We start from the raw sequence: 21,811 nt of genomic DNA on the forward strand, positions 1-21,811 counted from the left end.
GTTTCAGTATGGAGCGGCGTGTGTTTCGGATGATTTGTCTGCTGGGATTCACCAGCATTGCAGTGTCTCACCTGGTGGAGCTCATGTTGTCCGGCCCGGCAACACTGAATTCATTTTTGATTGAATGGCTGCCACTGTATGCGGTTTGGGGCATTCAACTGGGGATCAGTTGGTGGCAGCCCAATCAACATCAATCAGACTAGGGTTGCTGGGGCTTATCTTTGCCAAAGGAGAGCAACCACATTGCGACAATCGCAACCCCCAGAAAGCCGGAGAGAATGATCACTGGCATCGCTGCATAGCCCAGGACATGCCAGATAATGGATTCCAATGTACTCATGCTGCTTCCTCCTATTGCCAGCCTTCAACGTCTTTCATGTCCGGTAGCCGGTGCGCAATCCCTTTATGGCAATCCACACAGGTTTTATCACCGGAAGCCAATGCGCTGGAGTGCTGATTGACCGCTCGGGGCGCCTGTTCGGAATAATCCATGTACTCGAACTGATGACAGTTTCGGCACTCTTTCGAATCATTCTTCTTCATCCTGCTCCATTCCCGGTGCGCCAGATGCCCGCGTCGTGCCTGAAATTTTTCTTCGGTATCTATGGTCCCGATAGCGAATGCAAACAACTCTTTCGAGGCCTGAACTTTACGGACAATTTTATCCGTCCACTCATGCGGTACGTGGCAATCGGAACAAATCGCCCTGACCCCGGAACGATTCGAATAATGAATCGTTGAACGGATTTCTTTCACGATCGGTGCATGGCACCCTGAACAGAAAGCTTCTGTATTCGTTGCCTCCATACCGGTGTTAAACGCGCCCCAGAACAGCAGCCCGCCCATAAACCCCAGAAAGAGCACCAGACCAACCGCGGCTTTACTCGGTGAACTGAAGCGTTGCCAGAATCGTTTCAATAGTTTCATCACTGGCTCCGTTGTACTTGATCTTTCAGTGCATCAACCCGTTTGAAAGTATTTTCGACCAGTGGCTGAGCATCCGCCTGCGGCACATGACACTGCAGACAGAAGTAGCGGCTGGGCGACACATCCGACAACACTTGTCCCTGCCGGGGTGAGCGATAGTGCGTCACACTGATCTTGGTTGCCCCCATTTCATTGGCGTACTTCCAGCTGTGGCAGGACAAACACTTATTGGCATTCAGCGACAGTTCATAGTTTCGGATCGTATGCGGGATCAGCGGTGGCTGATAGACATAGTCACTGTCTATCGGCTTGCCATCTTTCGGATACTGTTTCCAGCGCTCTCCGCTAAAAGTCTCACTCAGCTCAGTTTTACCGCGCAATGACTCCAGCCCGCCATTTCCGCCAACCAGAGTCTCGTTGGCGGCTTGCGCGCTGCCAAGCACCATCAGTCCCACCAGGCATCCAACGATAATTTTGTTCATACGCATGACCGGCTCCCTTACACCTTGGTGATCTTGATTGGACATTTTTTATAATCCGTCTGCTTGGAGAGCGGATCCGTTGCATCGAGCACCAGTTTGTTAATCAAGACCCGGGCATCAAAGAAAGGCACAAACACAAGCCCGGCTGGCGGACGATTCCGGCCCCGTGTATCCACCCGGCAACGCACTTCACCACGACGTGAAGCCAGCAAAACCTCATCGCCCCGGCGGATATTGCGCTGCTTCGCGTCATCCGGATGCATGTAACACACGGCATCCGGCACGGCTTTGTAAAGCTCAGGGACACGACGCGTCATGGTACCGGTGTGCCAGTGCTCCAGCACCCGCCCCGTACAGAGCCACAAGTCATAGGTTTCGTCCGGGACTTCCGGTGGCTGTTCATAAGGCGCAAAGATAATGTTGGCTTTGCCGTCCGGCTGACCATAAAAGTAAAACCCTTTGCCTTCGGGTACATAAGGGTCTGAACCCTCGGCATAGCGCCAGCGGGTTTCCTGTCCATTCACCACCGGCCAGCGCAGGCCGCGCGCTTCGTGATAGGCATCGTAAGGTGCCAGATCGTGGCCATGACCCCGGCCAAAGGCTGCATATTCCTCAAACAGACCTTTCTGAACATAGAACCCCTGCGATTGGGCATCATCATTGAGTGTCTGGGCTTCTTTCAGCGGGAACTTATCAATCTGCCCGTTGCGGAACAGCACGTCGTACATTGTCTTACCCCGGTACTCCGGCATCTTGGCCAGCAAAGCTTCATCCCAGACTTCTTCTATCTTGAAGCGCTTGCTGAATTCCATGATCTGCCAGAGATCCGATTTCGCATCCCCCGGCGCCTTCACCTGCTGATACCAAGCCTGCGTCCGGCGCTCTGCATTACCGTATGCACCCTCTTTCTCCACCCACATGGCGGTTGGTAACACCAAATCAGCAGCCTGTGCGGTTGCGGTCGGATAGGGATCGGAGCAGACAATGAAATTCTCTGGATTGCGGTAACCCGGCAAACGCTCGACATTGATATTCGGCCCCGCCTGCATGTTGTTGTTACACATCACCCAGTAAGCATTCAGGACACCATCATGCAGCATTCGGTCTTGCTGCACGGCATGGAAACCGGGCTTCGGCGGGATGGTGCCTTCCGGCAACTTCCAGATTTTCTCAGCGGTAGCGCGGTGTTTCGGATTGGTGACCACCAGATCCGCCGGCAGACGATGGGCAAAGGTGCCCACTTCCCGCGCGGTCCCACACGCCGATGGCTGACCGGTCAGCGAGAACGGACTATTGCCCGGCTGCGAGATTTTTCCGGTGAGCAGGTGAATGTTATAGACCAGGTTGTTCATCCAGACACCGCGGGTGTGCTGGTTCATGCCCATGGTCCAGAGCGACATCACTTTGATGTTCGGATCGGCATAATATTTGGCCAGCTCCAGCAGTTTTTCCTGTGCAACGCCCGATAGTTCCGCTGCTTTCTCCAGCGTATATTCAGCGACAGAAGCTTTATATTCCTCGAAACTCATGTCATGCATCGCACCGGAATTCGGGTGTGCCGCTGCTTTCTGAAGCGGGTCATCATCACGCAGGCCATAGCCGATATCCGTATCGGCCCGCTTGAAGTGGGTATGCTTGTTCACGAAATCCCAGTTCACGGCATCATTTTCAATGATGTAATGTGCGATAAAGTTGGCAATCGCCAGATCCGTCTGCGGATGGAAGATCATCCCGTTATCCGCCAGCTCAAAGGAGCGGTGATAATAAGTCGACAGGACGTTCACTTTGACATGCGGGTAGCTCAGCCGGCGGTCGGTAATCCGGGTCCACAATATCGGGTGCATTTCGGCCATGTTTGACCCCCAAAGCACAAAAGCATCCGCATGTTCAAAGTCGTCATAGCAGCCCATGGGTTCGTCCATATTGAACGCCCGCATGAACCCCACAACAGCCGACGCCATACAGTGCCGAGCATTGGGGTCGATATTATTGGAGCGGAACCCCGCTTTCATCATTTTCGACGCGGCATAGCCTTCCATAACGGTCCATTGACCGGAGCCGAACATGCCCACGCTGGTCGGCCCTTTGGCTTTCAGCGCTGCTTTCCATTTCTCGGCCATGATATCGAATGCCTGATCCCAGCTGATGGGCTGAAAATCACCATCTTTATGGAACTTGCCGTCCTTCATGCGCAGCAAAGGGGTTGTCAAACGGTCGGCACCGTACATGATTTTGGACAGAAAGTAGCCTTTAATGCAGTTCAGGCCACGGTTCACTTCCGCTTCCGGATCGGCCTGCGTCGCAATCACCCGCCCTTCCTGTGTTCCCACCAGCACAGAACAGCCAGTCCCGCAAAAACGGCACGGGGCTTTGTCCCAGTGAATCTTGGTTTCATCCGAGCTCACAATCAGATTAGTGGCGGTGGCCGGTAAACTGATACCTGCGACCGCCGCAGCAGACGCAGCCGCGTTTGCTTTCACAAACGCCCGTCGGGTCATTTTCATTGGATTTCCTCAAAGTCAGGTCCTTGCTGCTCAATCTGGTGAAACACCAGAAAAGCGGTGAGCACATGCTCATATGCATGAATGATGTCGATCAGGTCTGCAACTTCCCGGTGGCTTGCCGTTTCCAGAACCACCACCAGCTTGCCCGCCGGGCTTTCGCCATAAACTTCAGCTTGTGGTATGGCATTTACCCGGGCTTTTACCTGCGCCAGCCCTTCCGGTTTGACATGGATGACCAGGCTGGAAATATGCACTTCTCCGCCCTTACCTGCATGACCCAACGGCGGATGCCGACTGGCTTGGTTCGCTTCACTGTATTGCTTCATGATGTGTGGTTCCGCTGAGTTTCAGACTGAATATGAATGGCTTGGCTCGGGCAGACAGACACGCAGGCCCCGCAGCCCGTACAATCGGCTGCAAGAACTTCCGGCTGTGCAACACAGCCAGGCTGCAGCGAGAATTGAATCGCCATCGGTTCACAGGCATCACCACAACTCCGGCATTCCACGCCCTGAGCAGCAAGACAACTTTCCGTGATGCTGGCGGTCGCGCTCCAGGGTGCCTCGGCACGGGGACGAAACAACGGCTCCGGGCAAACATCGGCACACTGATAGCAAAAGGTGCACTCGCCATGCTGAAAATCGACTTGGGGGAAGCCGCCGTCTCCAATCACAATGATGTGTGATTCACAGGCCTTCAGGCAGTTCTGGCAACGCGTACACTGATCGGTAAACGCCGTATCCCCGATCATCCAGGGTAAGCGGGGCGCCTGCAGTGCCTGTCGTTGCCGTAACCAGAATCGCCTTGCCAGATCTGCCATGAGTTCATCACCTCTTACGCAGCAGCATCGCCGGGTCCGCAAGATGCCGTGCCTGTTTTATAAGCTTAGTTTAGGTAGGGTTATCAATAGCAGCCCATACCCCGAAGGGGGTAATTCGGGGCTAAGCTTGTTTGAGATCAAGAAAGTACACTGACAATCTTCACAAAATGCCAAACATCAGCGACAACATCAGAATGAACATGAAAACTGTCACTTTCCGCGCAGGAGCCCGCGTGTCTCAGTACCCGAACATCAACAGGCATGGTGATCAAAAGATGAGCGTAACGACCGTCATCGCGCGCGTGATGCTGGCGATTGTATTACTGTCTTTACTGACCACCGGCGCGACTCTGATGACCGTCAATGCCAGCCGCTATGATGCCGAGATGGTCAATCTGGCAGGCTCGCTTCGCATGCAGAGCTATCGGCTCGCGTTTCAGCTCGCCCAGACAGGTCAGGCGGATGAAGCAGATATCCTGCGGTTCAGTCAGACCCTGAATGCGCCGGCATTGAGCTCCCTGGAAGACAGATTAACCCCCGCCAGAATCACCCGGAGCTATCAGGCCCTGCTGGAAGACTGGCGGCAGCTCAGCCCACAGCTGACCAGCCAGTTTCCGGAAAGTTATCTGCGCCAGATGCCTGAGTTTGTTGACCGGATTGACCAATTCGTCTCCGACATCCAGGCATTTTCACAGCACAAACTGCAACTGATGGCGATCTTTTCCGGCCTCGGTCTGGGGCTCATCCTTCTGCTCGCCCTCTTTGCCATCCACTACAGTCGCCGCCAGATTGTGCCGCCGTTGCAAAGCCTGCTGGCGGCCAGTCGGCAGGTTCAGTCGCGCTGTTTTTCCGTCCGGGTCAGTGAGCACAGCCAGAATGAACTGGGCACGCTGGCCAGAGCGTTTAACCAGATGGCTGAAGAGCTGGGGCAAAGCTATCAGGCACTGGAGTCAACCGTGGCTGAAAAAACACACCGGCTGCAGGAAGCCAACACTGCCCTGAAAACTTTGTATGACTGTGCACAGTTGCTCTCGGTCAACCGGATTCAGGCCCGGCATTTCAGTCAGATCCTAGACCATCTGATTCAGTTGGAAGGGTTTGCAGTGATCCGGCTGGTGGTTGAAGAAGATGATGGCGTCCGGTCTGAATTTGAAGCCGGTCAGCCGGACGAGAACCAGCGCTGGCATCAGCACCCCCTGAAGCAGGCGGATCAGTCTTTAGGCACGCTGTGGTGGCAACACACCCTGCCCTGTCCGGATCCGACCCTGATCATCAGTGTTGGCCACCTTCTGAGCCGGGCGCTTTATACACAGCAAACACAGACCCGCAATGACCAGCTTTTGCTGATGGAAGAAAGAGCAACCATTGCCCGGGAACTGCACGACTCGCTGGCACAGTCTCTGTCATATCTGAAAATTCAGCTGGCGCTGCTCAAACGCCAGAATGCCGGCGCGCCAGACGAGGCCCGTGCCGTCATTGATGATCTGGATCAGGGGTTGTCTCAGGCTTATCGCCAGCTTCGGGAGCTGCTCAATACTTTTCGTCTGAATGTGCAACCCGGCCGGCTTGGCGAAGCGCTGACGGATATGCTCGCCCCGCTTCGCAGTCAGACCTCCGCCTGTATTGTGCTGCACAACCAGTTGCCTTCCTTACAGCTCAATGCATCTCAGCATATTCATTTACTGCAAATCACCCGGGAAGCAGTCCTGAACGCCATCAAGCATGCGCAAGCCACCCGCATTGCCATCCATTGCTGGATGGACGGCCATCAAGTTTTCGTGACGATCGCCGATGACGGGGTGGGTTTTGACCCCTCGCACGCCAAACACGCCCATTACGGGCTGGCCATCATGCAGGAACGCACCGAAAGTCTGGGTGGTAACTTAATGCTCACCAGTGCCACCGGCGAAGGCTGCCGGGTGCAGGTGAAATTCGTCTTACAACAAACAGGATAACCGCGATGACCCAACCCCCTGCCTCTCGAATACTGATTGTGGATGACCATCCGCTGATGCGCCGGGGTCTCAGCCAGTTGCTTTCACTGGAACCCGACTTTACCCTGATCGGGGAAGCCAGCCAGGGCTATCAGGCTTTGGACCTTGCCGCAGCAGACGACCCGGACCTGATTCTGCTCGATCTGAATATGAAAGGATTGTCTGGGCTGGATACACTCCGGGCTTTGCGGGAGCAGGACTGTCAGGCACTGGTCGTCATTCTCACCGTCTCCGACAATCCCAGTGATATCCGGGCACTCCTGAACGCAGGAGCCGACGGGTATCTGCTCAAAGATACAGAACCAGAGCAGTTGCTGACATTGCTGCGTCAGGCACTGAACGGTCAGCAGGTGTTCAGTGAACAGATCAGCCAGATTCTGGCTGAAGAACTCTCGGCGCCGGATCCGCTGGGTGAACTGACCGTCAGAGAAACGGAGATTCTCCGGCTGGTGGCTCAGGGCAAGCGAAATAAAGATATTGCCAGCCAGCTTTACATCTCCGAAGCCACCGTCAAAGTTCATATCAAAAGTCTGCTCAAAAAGCTGGGGGCTGGTTCCCGCACGGCAGCCACCGTCATTTATCTGCAGGCACAGGACAGATAATCCCCACCGCGGCCCTGAATCCGCCCGGAACAGGCTTTGCCATTGCGAAGCCTGTTGATTCCCGTTATAAAAGGGGCTGTTATTTCCATTCAGCCAAGCGAACACGGGTTAGATTATGAGCACCATTGCCTACGGTATTAAAAACTGCGACACCATCAAGAAAATGAAAAAATGGCTGGATGCTCAGGGCATCGATTACCGCTTTCATGACTACCGCGCCGATGGTCTGGACCCAAGCCTGCTGGAAACCTTTGAAGCCGAGCTCGGCTGGGAAGCCATGCTCAACAAACGCGGCACCACGTTTCGCCAACTGAGCGATGAACAAAAAAACAATCTGAACCGCGACAATGCACTGGCACTGATGCTGGAACATCCGGCGATGATCAAGCGTCCCCTGCTGGTCCACAACAACACCTATCATCTGGGCTTTAAACCTGAACAATATCAGGGCATTTTTGCCTGAGCCCGACTTTTTTATTTCCCAAACATTTACGAATCAAGAAGGAAACACGGATGTCAGACAGCCCCGTTCTTGCCCTGGCCAAAGACCTGATCAGCCGCCCGTCAGTCACCCCTGAAGATGCCGGCTGTCAGGCGTTGATGATCAACCGACTGGAAAAGCTGGGCTTCAAGATTGAGCCCATGGTATTTGAAGATACCACCAATCTCTGGGCTCGCCGGGGCACTGAAGCCCCGCTGTTTGTGTTTGCAGGTCATACCGATGTGGTTCCGGCAGGCCCTGCGGCCCAATGGCATACACCACCGTTTGAGCCGACGGTCATTGACGGTTACCTTCATGGCCGCGGCGCTGCCGATATGAAAGGCTCTCTGGCGTGCATGGTGGTTGCGATTGAACGTTATCTGGCAGAGCATCCGGACCACCAAGGTTCGATTGCACTCTTGATCACCTCCGATGAAGAAGGGCCTTTCATTAACGGTACCACCCGCGTGATTGATGCGCTGGAAGCCAGACATGAAAAAATCGATATGTGTATTGTGGGCGAACCCTCCAGTACCCATGAAGTGGGTGATGTGGTAAAAAACGGCCGCCGCGGTTCCATCACCGGGGACTTAGTGGTCAAAGGCGTTCAGGGCCATGTCGCTTACCCGCATCTGGCAGATAACCCGGTTCATAATGCCATGCCGGCTCTGGCCGAACTGGCCGCGACAACCTGGGACAACGGCAATGAATACTTCCCGCCAACCAGCTTTCAGATCGCGAATGTCGCAGCAGGCACCGGTGCCTCTAACGTCATTCCGGGAGAGTTTGAAGTCCAGTTCAACTTCCGCTTCAGTACCGAGCTGACAGATGAAGACATCAAACGCAAAGTGCATTCCGTACTGGATGCCCATGGTCTGTCCTACCACCTGAAATGGACCTTCAGCGGTCATCCGTTCCTGACCGATGAAGGCACCCTGCTGGAAGCCGTTGTCAGCGCGATTGAGGAAGTGAACCATCGTCGCCCTGAACTGCTCACAACCGGTGGAACCTCAGATGGTCGTTTCATTGCCCGTACCGGCGCACAGGTGGTCGAACTGGGGCCGGTGAATGCCACCATTCACAAGGTGAACGAATGTGTGAAAATCGCCGATCTGGAAAAACTGACCGACATGTATCAGAAAGTTCTGGAAAAAGCACTGGTATGAAACACCTCGAACACCCGTTAACACTGGCGCAGCTCACCGGGCAAGACGAAAGTCATCTGTGTGACTATCAGGGAAAACAAATTCACCAGGGTGTTGAGGACGCACTGGCCGCGCTGCAACAGGCGGCCAGTAAGGCGGGCTTTGAACTGACGCTGGCCAGCGCTTTCCGCTCCTTTGATCGCCAGATGCTGATCTGGAACAACAAGTTTCAGGGATTGCGTCCGATTTTGGACAGCAACAGTCAGCCGCTGGATCCGGACAGTCTGTCGGATGAAGCCAAAATCCATGCGATTTTACGCTGGTCCGCCCTGCCCGGTGCCAGCCGGCACCACTGGGGAACAGATATTGATGTGTACGCTGCCAATTGTCTGCCCGAGGGAGAAAAGCTTCAGCTCGAACCCTGGGAGTATGAAGGGGATGCTCATCAGGCCAGATTCAATGATTGGCTGTCCGCCAATATAACGCGGTACGGCTTTTACCGGCCTTATGCCGTTGATCTGGGCGGTGTTGCCGCAGAACCCTGGCATATCAGCTATTTTCCGATCAGCGAAGTCCTCCGGGCGCTGTGTACGCCAAGCCAGCTTGCCACGGTGATCCGTCAACAACCTGTTGAAGGGAAATCGCAAATTCTGGCAAACCTTGATACGCTTTACAGTAAGTACATCAACAACATCTGTGAGGTCTGATATGGAATGGCTACTCAACCCCTGGGTCATCACCATCATCGTGGTCAGTGTCGTGGTCAGTAATATTGCCGCCATTAAGTACACGGCCAATATGAAATTCGGCCCGCACGACAAAACCAAAGAACTGCTGCGCAAGCAGCGTCAGGTGGAGAATATGTCGAAGCATTATCCGACCGATGACACCAAGGACGACGCTGCACCGACCGATAAAAAATAACCGGCGTCTGAGATCAGACACCGGTTATTTTCGTCACGTCAGCGATGGCTTCAGTCGCCAGCCATCAGCTGCGGCATAAATAGTCCGCCTGACCAACCCACTTGTAGCTGGTCAGCTCTTCCAGTCCCATCGGGCCGCGCGCGTGCAGCTTCTGCGTCGACACCGCCACTTCCGCACCCAGACCAAACTGAGCACCATCGGTAAAGCGGGTAGAAGCATTCACATACACCGCTGCCGAGCCTGCTGCATTAATAAAACGCTCGGCAGACATCAGATCATTGGTCAGGATTGCATCTGAGTGGCTGGCATTGTGATCCTGCATATGCTGTATAGCCGCATCCAGATCCGGCACAATTTTCACACCCAGCGTATAACTCAGCCATTCCGTATCAAAGTCACCAGCCTCAGCCGCACGCAACTGTGCAGCCTTGCCCTGAAGCATGGACAGTGCCTCACCTTCAGCCACCAGCATCACCTGATTCTGATTCATCCGCTCGGCCAGCTGAGGCAGGAATTCTGCCGCCACGGCCTGATGAACCAGCAGCGTATCCAGTGCATTACAGGCCGAAGGACGCTGAACTTTTGAATTTTCAACCACGTCCAGTGCCCGGACTAAATCGGCAGACTGATCAACATATACATGGCTGATCCCAAATCCACCGATAATGACAGGAATGGTACTTTTTTCCTTACACATCTGATGCAAACCCGCACCACCCCGAGGAATGATCATATCCACGTACTGATCCAGCGTCAGCAGCTCAGACACCAATTCCCGGTCCGGTTTGGCAATGTACTGAACCGAATCAGCAGGCAATCCTGCTTTTTCCAGCGCCTGCTGAATGACCTGAACCAGCGCCATATTGGAGTGAAAAGTTTCACGGCCGCCACGCAGAATACTGGCGTTCCCTGTTTTCAGACACAGAGCAGCAATATCAATGGTGACATTCGGACGAGCTTCATAAATCACCCCGACCACGCCCAACGGCACTCGTCGACGGCTCAGGCGCATGCCATTTTCCAGCACACGTGAGTCCAGTTCGGCACCGACGGGATCAGGTAGTCCAATGACATGACGAACATCACTGGCAATGGCAGCCAGACGCGATTCATTCAGCATCAGACGATCCAGCAGCGCTTCCGTCATTCCGCTTTCACGGGCTGCGGCCAGATCGGTCTCGTTGGCCTTCAGAATCTCATCCTGACGCGCTTCCAGTTCATCGGCAATAAAAGCCAGCGCCTGATTTTTCTGTGCGGTCGCGATTGTCGCCAGTGTAAAAGCCGCCTGCTTGGCGGCCTTTCCCATGGATTGCATTTCCACCCTGTTCCCCTTCTTACTTATTCATTGATTGCTTAGATCAGTACCAGATCATCCCGGTGAACGGCAACCGGTCCGTACTCATAGCCGAGCACTTTATGAATATCCTGACTGTGCTTGCCCGCAATTTTTGACATATCCTGGCTGGAATACCGGCTGATCCCCCGCGCCAGCAAGATGCCGTCGGTGCTGTAAATCCGGGCGACTTCACCCCGTTCAAACTCACCTTTCACCGCAGTGATCCCTTTCGCCAGCAAACTACTGCCCCGCTGAGTGACCGCAGTCGCCGCTCCCGTATCTACAATAATATCACCTGCGGGTGGCGGTCCGGCCAGGATCCAGCGCTTACGGCTTTCTAAAGGCGATTCCAATGGCAGGAACCGGGTTCCCACCTGTTCACCTTTCACAATACCAGCCACAACTTCCGGTCGGCTGCCTGCGGCGATAATCACTTCAATACCTGCACGACGTGCGACATCAGCTGCCTGAAGCTTGGTCGCCATCCCCCCCGTGCCCAAACCACCGACACTGCCCCCCGCCAGCTTGCGCAGGGTCTCGTCTATGGTATGCACTTCGCGGATCAATTCCGCATCCGGATTGCTTCTCGGATCTGCGGTAAACAGTCCTGGCTGGTCAGTCAGCAACAAGAGTTTGTCTGCACCGGCCAGAATCCCAACCAGTGCCGATAAATTATCATTATCGCCCACTTTGATTTCAGTGGTCGCGACAGCATCGTTCTCGTTCACCACAGGAATAATGCCGTGCTCCAGCAATGCCAGCAGCATATCTCGTGCGTTGAGGTAACGTTCCCGATCGTTCAGATCAGCCCGGGTCAGCAGCATCTGGCCGACATGCAGACCGTAAATACTGAAGAGCTGTTCCCATTCCTGAATCAGACGACTCTGGCCCACAGCCGCCAGCAGCTGCTTACTGGCCATGGTTTTTGGCAATTCCGGATAGTCCAAATGCTCCCGGCCGGCAGCAATAGCACCCGAGGTCACAATAATGACCTGATGGCCCTGCTGGCGTAAATGGGCACACTGGCGGACCAGTTCAACCATATGGGCGCGATCAAGCTTGAGCGTACCGCCGGTCAGAACACTGGTGCCCAGTTTCACCACGATCGTCTGTGATGCAACGTTTGCTGTCTGATGAGCGGTCTGCTCACCTGTGTGTGTTTTGTGATGATCAGCCATGAAAAAAGTAATGGATGCGGAAGAATGGCAATTGTTTTATCAACCCCAATGATAAAGCACAAGAAAAATGCGCCAGAGACGGCGCATTTTCTGGTTTTTCAGGGTTTCGCTCTGTCCTCAGGCTGAAACGGACAAAGTGGGCTCTGAAAGATCGGGGGCCGGATGAATGGCAAGCTCGTATTCCTGTTCTAACAAGGTACAGAGCTTTTTGTAGAAATCTTCCAGTGTCTGCTGAACCGGTTCCTGGTGCTTGGCCGGTACTTTTTCTTCCTTCCAGTCACCATGCAGATCAAAACGGCCAAACCGGTAACTGTACTGAAAACCATCCTCAATTTGTGTCAGTTCCAGCCACCAGCCCCAGAACTCTCGCTCTTCGGGTTCTTTCTTGGCACTGATACAACTTGCCAGACAATCAAAGAAAAAGTGCCCTTCAGAGGACTGCTGCTGGCGAAGATAAGGGCCAAGCGCAGTCAGTTTGGTCATCAGGCGGCCATGAGGAGGAAAAGTGACTTGTGTTGGCATAACATGTCCATCCTTAGTCAGGTGTTCAACAAAAGCGCAATGTTCTGAGTCAGTTACCTCAGAATGTTCCCGTGTTGCTGTATCCATTAAACGCACAAGGCTGCATAAATGGCAACATTTTATTTACATCCTCTGACCAGTCAGCCCCCGGGTTACAACTTCTCTTTCAGCCAGGCAACGACATCCTGCATCGCGCGATGATATCCGTCATGAATCGGGGCAGCAGGCAGGCTGATGGCTTTCCCGCCCCGGCTGGACAGCGCGATGAGCTGATTGTCCGTTTCCGGGCAAACCGGATCATCTTTCAGATTGATGGCCAGCATCGGAATATCCACTTTGCGACGTCCCAGCAGCCCCTGCTGTTTCAATGACCATGCCGTCATATGCGAGATCAGGCTGGCTTTCGAAACGCCATTCTTACCCATCCGGGAAGCAAACATGTCGAGATACATCCGTGGCATGCTGTTCAGCAGTTTGGGTTGTGCGAGGAAGCCATGAATAATGCCGCCCAGGCTGATACAGGTTTTCAATCGTGTGGGTTCAACAAACCCCAGGCGAATGGCCGCGTTGCCACCAAAACGAATCCCCAGCATCCCCACCCGATGGTGGTCGACCCAAGGTACATCCCGAAGCTGTTGCACCAGCGCCTGATGGAGTCGGCTGGTATCTTCCGTCAGTGTCCAGGCGGCACTGTGACCCACCGATGGCATATCCAGCGTGATCATCGCGAAACCAGCCGGGCCGAAGTAATGCTCATAGAGCGGCCACAGCTCCGTCTGCAGCGTATCCAGACCACCACTAACGATCACCGTCGGCAGCAAAACATCAGTCCGGGGCAAATGAATAAAAGCCTGAAAGGTTTTGCCCTGATAGGAGACATCAATGGTTTTCACCTGATGGGGCATGAGTTCAGTTGCATCTTTATAAGTCACCGTGGCCTGCAACTCTGCCTGTGCAGCCAGTTCATCCCCTTTCAAATGCGGATAAGCCGCAATGCCGTAGTGTGTACTGGCTTTCAGCAACATCTCGGCAGCCTGTGCTTTCTCGCCTTTATCCAGCAATTCGCGGCTCTTGCGCTGATACTGACTGCCCAATTGCGACCACTCATACACCCAGTTGCCCGGCTTAAAACCAATCACCGTATCTAACAATTCATCCTGGGTTCGTTTGGCAGTGGAGCCCGCAATGCGCGAGAACACGGCTTCCATCTCAATCGGATCCACGCCCTGCCAGATCCACTGCGGCCGTCGCAGCACCCGATACCAACCCGAGACACTGTCGCCATCCAGCGCATTGTGCATCTCATTGGAGGCCACATGCGCCAGCTTCACCAGACTGGAGGTTTCTTTTGTGGTTTGACGCGGGGCAAACAGTTTTTCAGACAGATTGACCTTGGAAGGCTCAGACACAATTCACTCCTGCACATTGAAAATCCAAAAGGTTATCCAACCGATAACCTGCTTCTCGTTTCATTGTATATGGTAATCCCCACAAACATAAGACACAAAAAAAGGGCCTTTCGGCCCTTTTTTGATTTCAGGTATGTTCGGATGACATTATCGCTTTGAGATTGGATCAACATAAGTCACAGCCATATCCCATGGCTGCTCAATCCAGGTGTCTTGCTCAATATCAACCACATAATCATCAACCAGATGCTGACCCGCAGGCTTGGCGCACACGGTCACAAACTTCGCTTTCGGGTACATCGCACGGATCATTTCAGCAGTGCCGCCGGTATCGACCAGATCGTCCACAACCAGGAAACCTTCACCATCACCTTCTGCCTTTTTCAGCACTTTCATTTCACGCTGATGATCATGGTCATAGCTGGAAATACAGACGGTATCAACATGACGAATGCCCAGCTCACGGGCAAGAATAGCAGCCGGCACCAGACCGCCACGGCTCACGGCGATGATGCCTTGCCATTGATCTGCAGGCAACAGCTTTTCTGCCAGCTGGCGTGTGTAGCTCTGCATGTTATCCCAGGTGATGACGAACTTCTTACTCATATCCGATGAACCTCTAAATCAGCGAACGAAAACGCTGGTCAATGAAACAAATTATAAAAAGATGATTTTCGCTGCAAACAGCACGGCAATGATCCAGACGCTGATATTCACCTCGCGTCCTTTGCCACTGAGCAACTTGATCGCAGCATAGCTGATAAAGCCCAGCGCGATCCCTTCTGCAATAGAATATGTTAATGGCATCAACAGGCAGACCACAACAACAGGTGCCGCTTCTGTTAAGTCACGCCAGTCAATGCTGTTCAACCCCGACATCATCAGGATGGCGACGTAAAACAGTGCACCGGCCGTTGCGTAAGCAGGTACCATCCCTGCCAGCGGTGAAAAGAAAAGCGCGAGCAGGAACAAGACACCCACAGTCACCGCAGTCAGACCGGTCCGGCCGCCTGCCGCAACACCGGCAACACTTTCAACATAAGACGTCGTGTTGGATGTTCCCAGCAGTGCGCCCACGGAGGTTGCGGTACTATCTGCCAGCAGCGCACGGCCCAGACGCGGCATCTTGCCGTCTTTGTCGACCATGCCAGCTTTGGTGGTTGCCCCCACCAGTGTCCCGGCGGTATCAAACAGATCCACAAACAGGAAAGCAAAGACGATCGACACCAGGCCCACATCTATTGCACCACTGAAATCCAGTTGCATGAAGGTCGGCGCAAGACTTGGCGGTAAAGAAACAATGCCGTGGTATTGGACGTCGCCAAACAAAATCCCCAGCGCCGTAATGATCAGAATGGCAATCAGAACCGCAGCTTTTAACCCGCGATGAACCAACGCAATCGTCAGGATGAATCCCAGCGCTGCCATGGCTGCCGGGAAACTGGTGAAGTCACCCACCTGAACCAGCGTTGCCGGGTTATCGACGACAATTCCCGCACTTTGCAAAGCAATAAATGCCAGAAACAACCCGATGCCCGCCGTGATGCCCGTCCTCAGCGAGAGTGGAATAGCATGAATCAACCACTCGCGGACTTTCAGCAGACTGAGCACGATAAAACACAGACCCGAGAAGAAGACCGCTGCGAGCGCCACCTGCCAGGTATAACCCATTCCCAAAACAACGGAATAAGTGAAGAAGGCATTCAGCCCCATGCCCGGCGCCTGAGCAACCGGATAATTTGCCACTAAACCCATCATGAAACAGCCGATCATCGCCGCCAGACAGGTTGCAACAAAAACGGCCCCTTTATCCATCCCTGTTGCCGCCAGCATCGACGGGTTCACAAAGATGATATAGGCCATCGTCAGGAACGTCGTCGCACCAGCCAGCATTTCGGTACGAACATTGGTCCCGTTTTCATTTAACTTAAACAGCTTCTCAAGCATTGTTCTCAGGTCCTTGGAGAAAAGTGTCTGTTATTTGGGAAACGCCACCATTTATACCCTCTCGAAGTAAACGTTTGCGTTTCTGAATTTTTGGGGGGCGATTATAGGCCTCTCAGTGATAAATTTCCAGACTTGCTCAAAATCCGCCTCAGAGACTCAATTATGGACAAAAATCTTACGCAACAGAGATAAAAACACAACATTCAGAATAAAATCATAATCTTAATTACACCCTGAAACTGTACTCTTTTTAACCAATCTGATTTTTAACCCGAAACGCAATCGCTTCAATCTGAAAAAATATTGCCTGTCGTTTCGGTTTCACCCAGATGTAATCGTATACATCACTTTTTCATCAATCTCGCGATGAATCCACGGGTCGAAATCTTTTCACCCAACTGGCCTCAAAATACAACGATAAAAAAACGCCACCCAAATCTGGGTGGCGTCAAAACAAATCTCACTGGATTCAGCGGCAGTTGCTCCTGCAGCCAAACCCCTGATGAAGTCTTAAAAGTTCGGGGGAACAGAACGCATACCGCATACGCGCTATGCGTGAATCTGGAGATAGGAATACACAAATTCAGGCGCAATGCCCGCAGCGCTTAATAGCCAAAAGGACGCGGGTAGCTGAATGCACCACCGTAAACACCTTTGTTATTCCAAAATTTAGCGGTTGATTTATAAACTTTCATGACAACGACTTCCTCAATTAATTTTTGCTGCTTTGAGGTTGCAAACAAAGCAGATCAACTTGATCTCGGTTCCTTGGAGTCAACGCACTTTGCAATTTCCCTGTGCTGACTATCGGTTTTGCAACTTGGTTATAGGATAACCATTAAGTAATTTAATTACAATAAAAGCTTTAACTGAGTCACATTTTTAATGAATCAACCTCTCATTCCGGCAGTTATTGAAAGGATGTTACTTACAGCATTTTTGTTAACTGCGCCATAAATATTCAGGAATGAGACTAAAGTGGCATACATTCTTGCTTCAGAAGAATACAACATGAAGTCTCTCCCTTTTCCCGGGTGAGGTGTGTCACTCAATTGCCATCGGTGCAAACAAGGAAGGAAGCGCAATGACAATACTCAAATATCTACGCTCTTTTTCGATCAGCAGCCGGCTCTATTTGCTGGGATTGATGATTACTTTGCTCACCCTGATTCCCCTCGTCATTTTTACTTCCGCCTACCAAGACACACTGATGGAACAAAAAAGGGATAAAACACGAAATCTGGTTGAAAGTGCGCACAGTCTGCTGAATTTTTACTATCGGCAGCAAACAGAAGGCAAGCTCACACCGGATCAGGCGCAGCTGCAGGCCAAACAAGCCATCGCTGCACTGCGTTATGAAAATAACGACTACTTCTGGATCAACGACAATCAGCCGCACATGATCATGCACCCATTTAAACCGGAACTGGACGGGAAAGATCTGTCTCAGTTTCAGGACCCCATTGGCAATCGGCTGTTTGTCAGTATGGCTGATACGGTCCGCCGTCAGGGAGAAGGGTTTGTCGATTATCAGTGGGAAAAACCAGGTCACGATCAACCCGTCGATAAAATATCTTACGTGAAAGGTTTTGCCCCCTGGGGATGGATCATTGGTTCGGGGATCTATGTCGATGATGTGAAAGCGCAATTCCTCGCCGAACTGAAACGCCTTGGCCTGATCCTATCCCTTGCCCTTCTTGTGATGCTGGTGCTTGCGCGCGCCATTGGCCGGACCATTACGGCACCTTGCGAATCGACTTTAAAAGCCATGCAGGATATCTCAAGCGGCGACGCCGATCTGACCAAACGCCTCCCGATTCAGGGCGACGATGAGCTCAGTAAAATCGCAGCCGCTTATAATCAGTTCGCTGAGCGAATCAGCGACATGCTGCGCGCAGTCTCGCCCGTCAGTGAACATATCAGCGCGGCAGCAAGTCAACTGAATGCGGTTGCCAATACCACAGCGGACAGCGCGACCATGGCCCATCAGGGGGTTGATTCCGTCGCGTCCGCGATGACAGAACTCCATTCCAGCAATCAGGAGGTTGCCCGCTCAGCAGCACATGCTGCTGAAGCCGCTTCGGAAGCTCAGACGCACAGTGATCAGGGCATGAACGTCGTTTCCCGATCCAGCAAAGAAATGCATGCCCTGCTCGCCCTGCTGGATGAAACCAACCAAAGTGCTCAGGCACTGGCAGAAGATTCGGAAACCATTGGTGCAGTGCTGGATGTGATTCGCAATATTGCAGAACAAACCAACTTGCTGGCATTGAACGCAGCCATTGAAGCCGCCCGTGCCGGAGAACAGGGCCGTGGGTTTGCCGTGGTTGCCGATGAAGTCCGAACTCTGGCGACCCGCACACAAGCCAGTACCAATGAAATCGAAACCATCATTTCCCGCTTACAGGGCCGCTCGGCTGACGTCAGCCAGGCGCTGGTTCAGACCCGGGAACAATCGGCCAGCACCGTTGAACACTCAGAGCAGGTGGCCCAGGCACTGGAAGCCATCAGTCAGCAAATCAGCACGATTCGGGAGCTGAATCAGCATATTGCCGATGCCAGCCAGCAGCAAACCGATGCAACCGAAGCCATTAATATGAGTCTGGCAGAGCTAAGCGAACATAGTCAGAGTCATGTGAATCAGGGCGAACAGATTGCTGCGGCAAGTGAGCAGTTGCTATCCAGTGGCCGCCACCTGAATCAACAAATCTCTCAATTTAAGGTTTCAGCTTGAACCCAGTCGAAAAATGGCAAGCTTTCCATGGCTGATGTAAGATAATCAACTGCCCGCGCTGAGATTTAACCGAAGGATAGTCCAGCAAGGGCTGTATGATTGACCGTTTATTAGGGAGAGTTCTGTGTCCGAAATCAGCCAACTTTCGCCACAAGTTGTGTGGCAATTCTTTGATCAAATCTGCGCCATTCCTCATCCGTCCAAACATGAAGAAGCCCTTGCCCAGCACATCATTCGTTTTGCTGAAAGCGAAGGGCTGAGTGTCCGTCGTGATGCGACCGGCAATGTTTTCATCAAAAAGCCTGCCACACCGGGCATGGAAAACCGCAAAGGTGTTGTGCTGCAGGCCCATATCGACATGGTGCCGCAGAAGAACGAAGACACAGATCATGACTTCACACTGGATCCGATTCAGCCCTACATTGATGGCGAATGGGTCACGGCCATAGGCACAACGCTGGGTGCAGACAACGGCATTGGCATGGCAACCTGTCTGGCTGTTTTAGCATCAAAAGACATTGAACACGGCCCATTGGAAGTTTTACTGACCATCGACGAAGAAGCCGGGATGACCGGTGCATTCGGTCTGGAACAAGGCTGGTTAGAAGGCGATATCCTGCTCAATACGGACTCTGAGCAGGAAGGTGAAATTTACATGGGCTGTGCCGGCGGTGTAGATGCTGAGCTGAAACTCACAACAGAACGCGAGTCAGTTCCTGCTGGCCACACAGCATTGAAACTCGTGGTGAAAGGCTTGAAAGGCGGTCACTCCGGCTGTGACATTCATACCGGTCGAGCGAACGCCAACAAACTGCTGGGCCGTTTCCTGTTTGCTCACGCGCAGCCGCTTGCGCTTCAACTCAGCAGCCTGAAAGGCGGTACACTGCGCAATGCGATTCCACGGGAAGCCGCTGCCATCGTGACGCTACCAGCCGAAAAAGCCGATGCCCTTCACACGCAATTCACAGCATTCGAAACGCTGCTCAACGCTGAGCTGGGACAAATTGAAACCAACATTCAGCTGTCGGTAGAAACGGTCGATATGCCTGCGAATGTGTTGAAGCACGACAGTCAGCAGCGACTGCTTGCCCTCATCAATGCCTGCCCGAATGGCGTCATGCGCATGAGTGACGACATTCCTGGCGTTGTTGAAACCTCTTTAAATCTGGGGGTCATCACCACAGAAGAAAATCAGATCACCCTGCTGTGTCTGATCCGCTCACTGATCGATTCTGGCCGTATCCATGTCGAAGAAAACCTGACGGCATTGGCGCAACTGGCTGGTGCAGCATGCAGTTTCTCTGGCGCATACCCAGGCTGGAAACCGGATCCGGACTCCGAAGTGATGCACCTGTTCCGTGAAACCTACAAAGATATTTACGGTAACGTTCCCAACATCATGGTGATTCATGCCGGGTTGGAGTGTGGTCTGTTCAAAGAACCTTACCCGGACATGGACATGATTTCATTCGGGCCAACGATCAAATTCCCGCATTCTCCGGACGAGAAAGTGAACATCAAGACCGTGGGTCTGTTCTGGGAACAGATGGTTGCAATCCTCAAGCAAATTCCAGTGAAGTAATCCATCACTGAAATCACCGATAACTTTCAAAGGGGAGCCAGGCTCCCCTTTTATTGCGTTGATCCTGAAGCTACCACTCAAAAGTTAACTGTTTGGCTTGTGTGCCCAACTCCAGACCGACACTGAGACCGATCAAACGGATCTCCCGCCCTTTTTGCCGGGTCAGAGCCTCCGTCAGTAAGGCGGCAAACTGTTGCTTCTCCAGCACCGGCTGAATATGTTCGACCGTAGTTTGCTGAAAATCGGCAAATTTCACCTTTATGCCCTGCCTTGCGATCCGTAAATCCGGCCGCACACGCTTCAGTCTTGATTCCAGCTCAGGATACAAACGCTCCACAACTTGCCAGCACTCAGCATAGTCACTGATATTCTGAGAGAAGGTTCGCTCAACACCCACCGACTTCCGCTCGCGAGACACCACCACTTCCCTGTCATCGATCCCATGGGACCGCGACCACAGCGACTGGCCAAACTTGCCGAACTGTTGCAGCAATTGCCGCCGATCATAAGCCTGCACATCGCTGCCCACATAAAGCCCGATGTCATGCAGCTTTTGAATCATGACTTTACCGACACCGGGAATTTTTTCGAGGGGTAGCTTCGCAACAAATTCAGGGACATCGGCTGGCGTCACCACATACTGTCCGTCGGGCTTGTTCAGGTCCGAAGCTATCTTGGCGATAAATTTCACCGGAGCAATCCCTGCGGAAGCGGTCAGGTAAAGTTCTTCACGGATGGCCCGGCGAATATCTTCAGCAATCAGGGTTGCAGAACCTCGCATCTGGGTGCATTCGGTGACATCCAGATAAGCTTCATCCAACGACAAAGGCTCAATCAGAGCCGTATATCGTTGAAAAATTGCCCTGATTTGCTGAGAGACTTCTTTATACAAAGCCATTCTGCCCGGAACCAATACCAGATTGGGGCATAATTTCAGCGCCTGTGCAGTCGGCATGGCTGAGCGCACCCCAAATTGCCGGGCCAGATAATTACAGGTACTGATGACCCCACGCTGTTCAGAGCGCCCGCCAATGGCGATGGGAACATCCCGTAAAGCAGGATTTTCTCGCATTTCGACGGCGGCAAAAAAACAATCCATATCAACATGGATGATTTTTTTCTGCACTGGCTGATCTGAAGCGGACTCTGACATCGCGAATATGAACACTCTGATAGACTGTTTTTATATACAGCATTATAGAGCGCTCGGCCACAGATGGCGAG

22 protein-coding genes are annotated in these 21,811 nt (G+C 52.9%); 9 read left to right on the forward strand and 13 right to left on the reverse strand.

From position 1 onward, the window contains the following. Positions 1-8 precede the first annotated feature (8 nt). Entirely contained in the window at positions 9-203 is a 195-nt protein-coding gene (locus tag Q4579_RS03380) for a hypothetical protein (protein WP_303561603.1), read from the forward strand. Here the strand turns inward: Q4579_RS03380 and Q4579_RS03385 are convergent. The 6 genes from Q4579_RS03385 to napF are packed head-to-tail and all read right to left on the reverse strand — an operon-like array spanning position 200 to position 4,733. Further along, positions 200-340, reverse strand: a complete 141-nt coding sequence (locus Q4579_RS03385) for a TIGR02808 family protein (protein WP_303561605.1) — start codon at positions 338-340, stop codon at positions 200-202. The two genes, Q4579_RS03380 and Q4579_RS03385, sit on opposite strands and share 4 nt — an antisense overlap. A gap of 11 nt (positions 341-351) precedes the next feature. Then, on the reverse strand, positions 352-927 hold the full coding sequence (locus tag Q4579_RS03390; RefSeq protein WP_211645982.1) for a NapC/NirT family cytochrome c: 576 nt from the start codon (positions 925-927) through the stop codon (positions 352-354). Further along, entirely contained in the window at positions 927-1,409 is a 483-nt protein-coding gene (locus tag Q4579_RS03395; protein WP_303561718.1) for a nitrate reductase cytochrome c-type subunit, read from the reverse strand. Before Q4579_RS03395 ends, Q4579_RS03390 begins: the two co-directional genes overlap by 1 nt. A 17-nt stretch (positions 1,410-1,426) precedes the next feature. Next, the gene (gene napA, locus Q4579_RS03400; protein ID WP_303561607.1) at positions 1,427-3,913 is read right to left on the reverse strand and encodes a periplasmic nitrate reductase subunit alpha; all 2,487 of its coding nucleotides are present in this window, start codon (positions 3,911-3,913) and stop codon (positions 1,427-1,429) included. Continuing rightward, positions 3,910-4,239, reverse strand: a complete 330-nt coding sequence (locus tag Q4579_RS03405) for a chaperone NapD (protein WP_303561609.1) — start codon at positions 4,237-4,239, stop codon at positions 3,910-3,912. Before Q4579_RS03405 ends, napA begins: the two co-directional genes overlap by 4 nt. Next, positions 4,236-4,733, reverse strand: a complete 498-nt coding sequence (napF, locus tag Q4579_RS03410) for a ferredoxin-type protein NapF (protein ID WP_303561610.1) — start codon at positions 4,731-4,733, stop codon at positions 4,236-4,238. Before napF ends, Q4579_RS03405 begins: the two co-directional genes overlap by 4 nt. A gap of 275 nt (positions 4,734-5,008) precedes the next feature. Between napF and narQ the strand changes: the two genes are divergently transcribed. The 6 genes from narQ to Q4579_RS03440 all read left to right on the forward strand — a co-directional run bounded on the left by narQ (position 5,009) and on the right by Q4579_RS03440 (position 9,879). Next, on the forward strand, positions 5,009-6,688 hold the full coding sequence (narQ, locus tag Q4579_RS03415) for a nitrate/nitrite two-component system sensor histidine kinase NarQ (RefSeq protein WP_303561612.1): 1,680 nt from the start codon (positions 5,009-5,011) through the stop codon (positions 6,686-6,688). 5 nt (positions 6,689-6,693) lie between these two features. Beyond that, positions 6,694-7,329: a response regulator gene (locus Q4579_RS03420; protein WP_303561614.1), complete on the forward strand. Its 636-nt coding sequence runs from the start codon at positions 6,694-6,696 to the stop codon at positions 7,327-7,329. A 115-nt stretch (positions 7,330-7,444) separates the two neighbouring features. Then, positions 7,445-7,792 (forward strand): ArsC family reductase, encoded by a 348-nt coding sequence (locus Q4579_RS03425; protein WP_303561617.1) that lies wholly within the window; start codon positions 7,445-7,447, stop codon positions 7,790-7,792. 50 nt (positions 7,793-7,842) lie between these two features. Continuing rightward, positions 7,843-8,976 (forward strand): succinyl-diaminopimelate desuccinylase, encoded by a 1,134-nt coding sequence (dapE, locus tag Q4579_RS03430; protein WP_303561619.1) that lies wholly within the window; start codon positions 7,843-7,845, stop codon positions 8,974-8,976. Further along, positions 8,973-9,662: a M15 family metallopeptidase gene (locus Q4579_RS03435; RefSeq protein WP_303561621.1), complete on the forward strand. Its 690-nt coding sequence runs from the start codon at positions 8,973-8,975 to the stop codon at positions 9,660-9,662. The genes dapE and Q4579_RS03435 overlap by 4 nt, the downstream gene beginning before the upstream one ends. 1 nt (position 9,663) lies before the next feature. Beyond that, positions 9,664-9,879: a DUF2897 family protein gene (locus Q4579_RS03440; RefSeq protein WP_303561622.1), complete on the forward strand. Its 216-nt coding sequence runs from the start codon at positions 9,664-9,666 to the stop codon at positions 9,877-9,879. 64 nt (positions 9,880-9,943) lie between these two features. Here the strand turns inward: Q4579_RS03440 and Q4579_RS03445 are convergent, their stop codons facing one another. The 6 genes from Q4579_RS03445 to Q4579_RS03470 all read right to left on the reverse strand — a co-directional run bounded on the left by Q4579_RS03445 (position 9,944) and on the right by Q4579_RS03470 (position 16,271). Further along, positions 9,944-11,200, reverse strand: coding sequence for a glutamate-5-semialdehyde dehydrogenase (locus Q4579_RS03445; RefSeq protein WP_303561624.1), 1,257 nt, complete (start codon positions 11,198-11,200; stop codon positions 9,944-9,946). A 32-nt stretch (positions 11,201-11,232) separates the two neighbouring features. Continuing rightward, entirely contained in the window at positions 11,233-12,393 is a 1,161-nt protein-coding gene (gene proB / locus Q4579_RS03450; RefSeq protein ID WP_303561626.1) for a glutamate 5-kinase, read from the reverse strand. A gap of 117 nt (positions 12,394-12,510) precedes the next feature. Continuing rightward, the gene (gene crl, locus Q4579_RS03455) at positions 12,511-12,915 is read right to left on the reverse strand and encodes a sigma factor-binding protein Crl (RefSeq protein ID WP_303561629.1); all 405 of its coding nucleotides are present in this window, start codon (positions 12,913-12,915) and stop codon (positions 12,511-12,513) included. A gap of 152 nt (positions 12,916-13,067) precedes the next feature. Continuing rightward, positions 13,068-14,324 (reverse strand): esterase FrsA, encoded by a 1,257-nt coding sequence (gene frsA / locus Q4579_RS03460; protein WP_303561631.1) that lies wholly within the window; start codon positions 14,322-14,324, stop codon positions 13,068-13,070. Positions 14,325-14,471: 147 nt separating this feature from the next. Further along, positions 14,472-14,930: a xanthine phosphoribosyltransferase gene (gpt, locus tag Q4579_RS03465; protein WP_303561632.1), complete on the reverse strand. Its 459-nt coding sequence runs from the start codon at positions 14,928-14,930 to the stop codon at positions 14,472-14,474. Between the two features lie 51 nt (positions 14,931-14,981). Beyond that, the gene (locus Q4579_RS03470) at positions 14,982-16,271 is read right to left on the reverse strand and encodes an NCS2 family permease (protein WP_303561634.1); all 1,290 of its coding nucleotides are present in this window, start codon (positions 16,269-16,271) and stop codon (positions 14,982-14,984) included. Between the two features lie 1,084 nt (positions 16,272-17,355). Between Q4579_RS03470 and Q4579_RS03475 the strand changes: the two genes are divergently transcribed. Further along, on the forward strand, positions 17,356-19,005 hold the full coding sequence (locus Q4579_RS03475) for a methyl-accepting chemotaxis protein (protein WP_303561635.1): 1,650 nt from the start codon (positions 17,356-17,358) through the stop codon (positions 19,003-19,005). A 124-nt stretch (positions 19,006-19,129) separates the two neighbouring features. Beyond that, on the forward strand, positions 19,130-20,587 hold the full coding sequence (locus Q4579_RS03480; protein WP_303561636.1) for an aminoacyl-histidine dipeptidase: 1,458 nt from the start codon (positions 19,130-19,132) through the stop codon (positions 20,585-20,587). 70 nt (positions 20,588-20,657) lie between these two features. Here the strand turns inward: Q4579_RS03480 and dinB are convergent, their stop codons facing one another. Further along, positions 20,658-21,740, reverse strand: a complete 1,083-nt coding sequence (gene dinB / locus Q4579_RS03485) for a DNA polymerase IV (RefSeq protein WP_303561637.1) — start codon at positions 21,738-21,740, stop codon at positions 20,658-20,660. Between the last annotated feature and the right edge of the window lie 71 nt (positions 21,741-21,811).

Origin of the sequence: Photobacterium sp. 1_MG-2023, from assembly GCF_030547945.1 — a bacterium.
Taxonomy (GTDB): domain Bacteria; phylum Pseudomonadota; class Gammaproteobacteria; order Enterobacterales; family Vibrionaceae; genus Photobacterium.